This is a genomic window from Bacteroides sp. RTP31139st1_H2_RTP31139_211217 (assembly GCF_040227615.1).
GTDB classification, from domain to species: Bacteria; Bacteroidota; Bacteroidia; order Bacteroidales; family Bacteroidaceae; genus Bacteroides; species Bacteroides uniformis.
In genome coordinates this window covers 1-1,061 of record NZ_JBCNZM010000359.1, presented here as the reverse complement: position 1 = coordinate 1,061, position 1,061 = coordinate 1, and the positions used below count along the sequence as shown (strand labels likewise).

Here is a 1,061-nt window from a genome sequence, read left to right as displayed (position 1 = left end):
GCCTGCAGGGCGGCAAGATCCTGCGCCAGCCTGCGTTCTGTGGCAAGCCGTTGCTTGGCTTCCGCTTCCGGATTCTTTCCGGGCTGTTTGGGGTCGGTATGCCCGCCGATGCCTGACTTCTGTTCCAGTTTCAAGCGTTCCTTAGTTAAATTCTCCGCTGCTAATATATATCCGTTATATTCTGATTTAAGCCGCTCTATTTCTTCCTTTTTTTTCCAACGTCCGTTATTATTCTGTTTATATGATTGATCCGAAGAAAAGAAACGGTCAACCTTTCCTCCATATCCCCACCAAGTATCAAATTCACTCTCATCCTTCGCTTCTGCCTCGGCTATTTTTTCATCAACCTCTGACGCTTTTTTTACTAAATTCTGTACTTTCGCTTGGAGGAAGAGGGATTGTACATAATCATCACTCTTTTGGATAATGGTATCATACCATTCAGAAAGTGTTTTATAATATCCGAAAGATTCCCCGTACTTGCGGTTCAGTTCCTCCACCTTCGCCTTTTCCTGTTCCTTGCTTCCGACGAAGTTCTTTATCTCATCGATAACCGATTTAAGTTCGAAGCGGGTACGCACCATCTGGGCACGGCCGTCTTTCTCTATCTCGGTCATTTCCTTCAGCGAGATGTTAAACTCATCCACGCCTTTCTTGGCGCTGAACAGTTTTTTCGTCCAATCCCATATTTCGTCACCGTACATCACCAGCAGCATGATACCGGTGATCATGGCTGTCTGCCAGGAAAAGAGTGAGGACAGAACCTGCTTCCATACCGGTGTGCCTTTTTTTCCTGACTTCTGCAGTTCATCGTATTCCTTACGGGCGCGGGCCAGTTCGTCCGTAAAAATCGGCAGGTTGTTGGATATGGCCAAAAAGAACATCTGCGGCCCCATGGCCAAGGAGGGCATTTCACGCGCCATCTGCTGGATGCTGTTGTGAAGCCCGTTGAACTGGCGCTGCGCATTGGGTACATCTGCAGGAGTGACCTGCACGGATTCCGATTCCTCCTGCAGCAGTTTCAGTTTGCCGCGCAATTCCTCAAGCTGCTTCTCCAGTGC

Annotated in this window: 1 pseudogene; it reads right to left on the bottom strand. The window is 48.4% G+C overall.

Going from position 1 to position 1,061, the window contains the following annotated elements:
- Nucleotides 1-1,061 (bottom strand): annotated as a pseudogene (locus tag ABUA47_RS24935) (viral A-type inclusion protein); the annotation flags it as partial.